This is a genomic window from Microbacterium sp. UBA3394 (genome assembly GCF_002358725.1).
Taxonomy (GTDB): Bacteria; Actinomycetota; Actinomycetes; order Actinomycetales; family Microbacteriaceae; genus Microbacterium; species Microbacterium luteum.
The window spans coordinates 1-4,651 of the sequence record NZ_DEPK01000236.1 but is presented as its reverse complement, the minus strand read 5'-3'; the positions used below and the strand labels follow the sequence as shown (position 1 = coordinate 4,651).

The following is a 4,651-nucleotide window of genomic DNA, read 5'->3' as shown; positions in this document are numbered from 1 at the left end:
GACAAGTTCGGCGACGACCGTCGCACGCACATTCTGCACGGGTTCGACGGAGACATGTCCGTCGAAGACCTCATTCCCGAGGAGGAGATGGTCGTCACCGTGACCCGTGCGGGATACATCAAGCGCACCCGCAGCGACAATTACCGCTCACAGCACCGGGGCGGACGCGGCGTACGCGGCGCCCAGCTGCGAGCCGACGACGTCGTCGAGCACTTCTTCGTGACCACCACGCACCACTGGCTGCTGTTCTTCACGAACAAGGGACGGGTGTATCGCGCCAAGGCGTACGAGGTGCCCGAGGGAGGGCGTGACGCGAAGGGGCAGCACGTCGCGAATCTGCTTGCGCTGCAGCCCGACGAGGAGATTGCGCAGATCCGCGACATCCGCGACTACAACGTCGCCGACTACCTCGTGCTCGCGACCCGCAGCGGGCTGGTGAAGAAGACGCGTCTGACCGACTACGACACCAACCGCCAGGGTGGGGTCATCGCGATCCGACTTCGCGACGAGGACGAACTGGTGAGCGCCCTTCTCATCGACGAAGGCGAGGACATCCTCCTCATCAGCCGGAACGGCATGTCGTTGCGCTTCACCGCCACCGACGATGCGCTTCGCCCGATGGGGCGCGCGACGGAAGGCGTGAAGGGAATGACGTTCCGCGACCGCGACAGCCTGCTCTCGGCGTCGGTCGCCAAGGACGACGAGTTCGTGTTCGTGGTGACAGACGGCGGCTATGCCAAGCGCACGGAAGTGGGTCAGTACCGCACTCAGAGTCGGGGCGGTCTCGGCATCAAGGTCGCCAAACTCCACGATGACCGGGGCGTTCTCGCCGGCGGGCTGCTGGTGCACAGCGACGACGAGGTCTTGGTGGTCCTTGCCAGCGGCAAGGTGGTACGCTCTGCCGTGGCCGAGGTGCCCGCCAAGGGTCGCGACACCATGGGTGTGGTGTTCGCCCGCCTCAGCGAGGATGACAAGATCCTCGCGATCGCGCGAAACATCGAGCGGGCTGTGGCCGAAGAAGCCGCCGAGGAAGAGAACCCGTCTGCCCCCTCGGACGATTCCCAGTCGACTGAGAAGAGTATGGACGCATGAGCACGGTAGCCGACAAGCTCGCGAAGAAATCGAGTTCCAAGGCCAGCGCGAAGCAGGTACGCCTGCGTCTGGTCTACGTGGACTTCTGGTCCGCCGTGAAGCTCTCGTTCCTGGCGGCGGTCGCGATCTCGATCGCCACGGTCGTGGCGTACCTCCTGGTCTTCGCCATCGTGCAGACGACGGGGATCATCGACCAGGTCGACGAGTTCTTCACCAGCTTCTCCGACGGCGGGGTGTCGATCCGCGCCTTCGTCGGCTTTCCGCAGGTGCTCGCCTTCTCGTCGGTCGTCGCGATCCTCAACCTCGTCGTCGTCACGGTGATGGGTGCCGTCGTCGCCGGCGTCTACAACCTCGCGGTCAAGGTCACCGGCGGCCTCCTCGTCGGGTTCACCTCGAACTGACCCGCGTCCACCCGATTTCGTGAATATCGCGCACATCGGGTAAAGTCTTGGAGGTTGACGGCCCCGGTCGTCACTCCACACGGGGCTATAGCTCAGGCGGTTAGAGCGCTTCACTGATAATGAAGAGGTCCCAGGTTCAAGTCCTGGTAGCCCCACTCACGGTCCCGGGGCCTTAGCTCAGTTGGTAGAGCGCCTGCTTTGCAAGCAGGATGTCAGGAGTTCGAATCTCCTAGGCTCCACAATGAGACGCCTCGGCTCCTGCCGGGGCGTCTTCGTGTCCGATTCCGGCTCCATGCAGACGGATAGTCTGTCGTCATGGACATGCGGGTCGCGGCTTACGCGGTGATCGTCGATGACGGTCGCCTGCTGCTGGCCCACTGGATCGAGGGACGACGAGCAGCCTGGACGATGCCCGGGGGCGGTCTCGAACCCGGTGAAGACCCCGAACGAGCCGCCCGCCGCGAGGTGCGGGAGGAGACCGGCTATCGCGTCGACATCGACGAGCTGCTCGGCATCCACTCCCGTGTCATCCCCGAGGGGCGGCGCCTCGCAGACGATGCGCGCGGCCCGCTGCACACGTTGCGCATCGTCTACCGCGCCCATGTCACGGGCGGTCGACTGCGGAACGAAGTCGACGGCTCGACGGACCGAGCCGAATGGTTTCCGATGAGGACCGTGCGCAACCTGCAGCGCGTGCGTCTGGTCGACATCGCCCTGCGGATGGCGGGCGAGGGATGATCACGCGCTCTCGAGCGGCTTCGTGATGTCGGCGACGATCGCATCGTAGGCGGCGATGAGCTCGTCGGCCTCGACGAACATGCTGTATCCGTGAGCGCCCGCTCCCATCGCGATGCGCTCCCCCACGATGGTCTCATCGACGAAGATCGGCAGGGCCGTGCTGCTCCCGACCGGCACGATCGTGCCGCGCTCGTACCCCGTCGCCGCGAGCGCCTGCTCCGGCGGAGCCAGTTGGAGCCGGTTCACGCCGACCAGCGCACGCAGCTTCGGCCAGGAGATTGCCCGGTCTCCGGGTACCAACGCGAAGAGGTAGGTGTCATCCGAGCGCTTGACCACCAGGGTCTTCACGATCCCGCGTGGCGGGATGCCGAGAAGCGCCGCAGCCTCCGCGAGACTGTTCGCGGCCGGGCGTTCGCGGAAAGACACATCGAGCCCGCGCGCCTGGGCGGCGTCACGGGCTCGATGAAGTGAAGGCGGCGTCTCGATCACGCGTCGGGAGCGCGCAGCGGGTCGTCAGCGACCCACAGCTCGTCATCGGCGCGAAGAGTCTGCCACGCAGCGTAGAGCACACCGGCCGCGGCGGCGACGCCGAGGATGATGGCGATCACCCCACCCGCACCGATGCCCGTGCGCTGCGGCTCCAGAGCGGCGAGCTTCTTGGCGAGCTTCTTCTGCACGTCCTTGCCGTACTTGTCGGCCTTCTTGGCGTACTTCTTCGAGTCGATCTCGCCGAAGCCCTTGCCGGCCTTGAGTCGGCCGCGGGTGTCGTTGGCGGCATCCCATACCGAGAGCGCCGAGCCCACCAGGGCACCGGTGGCCGGCACCACCTTGTCGCTCAACACGTTCTTGGAGTAGGCCAGGCTCTTGTCGACGTACGGTGCCGCGTACTTGCCGTAGGCCTGCTGCACCTGAGGAACGATCTGCTCGCGGTTGTAGTTGCCGAGCTGACGACCGGCCTCGCGGGCGATGCCCGCAGCCTCGTCCACCAGCACCTGCTGCGAATCCCACACCTTGTTCGCGTGCTTCTGGAGCTTGCGGAGTTCCTTCTTGCGCTTGCGGCTCAGGCTCACGGGGCCCTCCCTAAATCCGGGACTGTCAGTTCGTCCCCATCTTGCCAGACGCATCCCGTGGACGGAGGGCCTTGCACGCAACTCTGCGAGAATATAGACATGCCTCAGCACACCGCCGTCGCCACACTGCACACCAACCACGGCGACATCGTCGTCAACCTCTTCGGAGACCACGCCCCGCGCACGGTGAAGAACTTCACCGGGCTCGCCGACGGGACCGGCTCCTGGACTCACCCCTCCACCGGCCAGCCCGGAGAAGGTCCGCTGTACAAGGACGTCGTCTTCCACCGCATCATCCCCGGCTTCATGATCCAGGGCGGCGACCCGCTCGGTCAGGGAGTCGGCGGCCCCGGCTACACCTTCGACGACGAGATCAACGGCGACCTGAACTTCAACGCGCCGTACAAGCTCGCGATGGCCAACGCCGGTCTGCGCCGCAACGCGCTCACGGGCAAGCCCGAGGGCACCAACGGCTCTCAGTTCTTCATCACCACCGACCCGACCCCGTGGCTGCAGGGCAAGCACACCATCTTCGGTGAGGTCGCCGACGAGGAGTCGAAGAAGGTCGTCGACGCGATCAGCAAGGTCCCCACGGCCGCCGGTGACCGCCCCATCGAGCCGGTCGTGCTCGAGTCTGTCGACATCGTCGCAGCCTGACGCCTCGCCGCGATCCTCCATGACCTCGGCCGACTTCCAGCGGAACACCGACAACTACTGCTATCGCCACCCGGACCGGCAGAGCTTCGTGCTCTGCCAGCGGTGCCTGCGGACGATCTGTCCCGAGTGCCAGACCCAGGGGGCGGTCGGTGTCATCTGTCCGGAATGCATGGCCGAGCAGCGGAAGAAGCAGTCTCCCGCTCAGCGCAAGGCCGAGCGGCGCTGGTCCCGACCCCGGGCGGTCGCCACCTACGGCGGCCGTCCGGTGGTCACCTACGCGATCATCGCGATCACCGCGTTCGCGTTCCTGCTGGGGCTGATCCCCGGCTTCGGCGATCTCGTCCGGGGTTCGCTGCTGTTCTGGGCGCCGAGCATCTATCCGACGCTTCCGGTGCCGTTCCAGCCCTGGACGCTCCTCACCGTCGCACTCGTGCACTCGAGCTTCTGGCACATCGGCCTGAACATGCTGGCACTGTGGCTGATCGGCCGCAGCCTCGAACCCCTTCTCGGTCGCTGGCGGTTTCTGACGCTGTACCTCCTCAGCACGCTGGGCGGTTCGGTCGCGGTCGCACTCCTGTCGTTCCCGACCCAGGTCGTCGGCGCATCGGGCGCGATCTTCGGACTGTTCGGTGCCCTGCTTGTCATCGGACGCCACCTCGGTGCGAACGTCACCGGCATCGCCATCATCCTCGG

Annotated in this window: 7 protein-coding genes and 2 tRNA genes; 7 read left to right on the top strand and 2 right to left on the bottom strand. The window is 66.1% G+C overall.

Annotation, left to right across the window (positions count from 1 at the left end):
• The 5 genes from B4E30_RS14405 to B4E30_RS14385 form a co-directional block, all read left to right on the top strand.
• The coding region (locus tag B4E30_RS14405; RefSeq protein ID WP_286795791.1) for a DNA gyrase C-terminal beta-propeller domain-containing protein at positions 1–1,092 on the top strand (1,092 nt) is incomplete at its 5' end.
• Positions 1,089–1,493 (top strand): DUF3566 domain-containing protein, encoded by a 405-nt coding sequence (locus B4E30_RS14400; protein WP_071044222.1) that lies wholly within the window; start codon positions 1,089–1,091, stop codon positions 1,491–1,493. The genes B4E30_RS14405 and B4E30_RS14400, both read left to right, overlap by 4 nt.
• Positions 1,494–1,574: 81 nt before the next feature.
• Positions 1,575–1,648, top strand: a tRNA-Ile gene (locus B4E30_RS14395).
• A gap of 11 nt (positions 1,649–1,659) precedes the next feature.
• Positions 1,660–1,732: transfer RNA gene (locus B4E30_RS14390), tRNA-Ala, on the top strand.
• A gap of 76 nt (positions 1,733–1,808) precedes the next feature.
• On the top strand, positions 1,809–2,231 hold the full coding sequence (locus B4E30_RS14385) for an NUDIX hydrolase (RefSeq protein WP_286795789.1): 423 nt from the start codon (positions 1,809–1,811) through the stop codon (positions 2,229–2,231).
• Here B4E30_RS14385 and B4E30_RS14380 read toward each other — a convergent pair whose 3' ends face one another.
• Together B4E30_RS14380 and B4E30_RS14375 are read right to left on the bottom strand one after the other, a co-directional pair.
• On the bottom strand, positions 2,232–2,717 hold the full coding sequence (locus B4E30_RS14380; RefSeq protein ID WP_286795793.1) for an aminoacyl-tRNA deacylase: 486 nt from the start codon (positions 2,715–2,717) through the stop codon (positions 2,232–2,234).
• Positions 2,717–3,301 carry a DNA helicase gene (locus B4E30_RS14375; protein WP_286795787.1) on the bottom strand — a complete coding sequence of 195 codons (585 nt, stop codon included), beginning with the start codon at positions 3,299–3,301 and terminating at the stop codon, positions 2,717–2,719. Before B4E30_RS14375 ends, B4E30_RS14380 begins: the two co-directional genes overlap by 1 nt.
• A gap of 99 nt (positions 3,302–3,400) precedes the next feature.
• On the opposite strand from B4E30_RS14375, the gene B4E30_RS14370 reads away from it, so the two are divergent.
• Both B4E30_RS14370 and B4E30_RS14365 read left to right on the top strand, forming a co-directional pair.
• Complete coding sequence (locus B4E30_RS14370; protein WP_286795786.1) at positions 3,401–3,958, top strand: peptidylprolyl isomerase; 558 nt, start codon at positions 3,401–3,403, stop codon at positions 3,956–3,958.
• Between the two features lie 19 nt (positions 3,959–3,977).
• On the top strand, positions 3,978–4,651 hold a 674-nt coding region (locus tag B4E30_RS14365; RefSeq protein ID WP_286795784.1), incomplete at its 3' end, for a rhomboid family intramembrane serine protease.

Excerpts from the sequence above, each read along its gene's own strand:
- B4E30_RS14400 (WP_071044222.1), top strand. The coding sequence starts at position 1,089 with ATGAGCACGGTAGCCGACAAGCTCGCGAAGAAATCGAGTTCCAAGGCC.
- B4E30_RS14385 (WP_286795789.1), top strand. The coding sequence starts at position 1,809 with ATGGACATGCGGGTCGCGGCTTACGCGGTGATCGTCGATGACGGTCGC.
- B4E30_RS14370 (WP_286795786.1), top strand. The coding sequence starts at position 3,401 with ATGCCTCAGCACACCGCCGTCGCCACACTGCACACCAACCACGGCGAC.